Annotated in this window: 1 protein-coding gene; it reads right to left on the bottom strand. The window is 33.2% G+C overall.

Annotation, left to right across the window (positions count from 1 at the left end):
- The coding region (locus tag SB724_RS21500; RefSeq protein WP_410573065.1) for a condensation domain-containing protein at positions 1–244 on the bottom strand (244 nt) is incomplete at both ends.

Below are 244 nucleotides of genomic sequence, written 5' to 3'. Positions count from 1 at the left end.
ACTCGTGTCTTTTTTTAAATTAAGCTTGGTCACCAACTCATCAAATGGATAATCCTGATACTGATATGCATTTGATAAAATCTCTTTTTGTTTCAGTACTATATCTGAAAAACTATGTTTTTCGTCCAAACAGGTTCTAATTGCGAGTGTATTTAGAAATAGACCTAACTGATTTTCTAAATCTGGATGTTGTCTTCCCGCAATTGGCGTTCCAAGAATAATATCGTTTTGTCCTGTATATCTG

The organism is Bacillus sp. SIMBA_031 (assembly GCF_046535225.1).
Taxonomy (GTDB): Bacteria; Bacillota; Bacilli; order Bacillales; family Bacillaceae; genus Bacillus; species Bacillus velezensis.
Note: the sequence above shows the minus strand (reverse complement) of the source record. Positions and strands in the feature narration are given on the sequence as shown.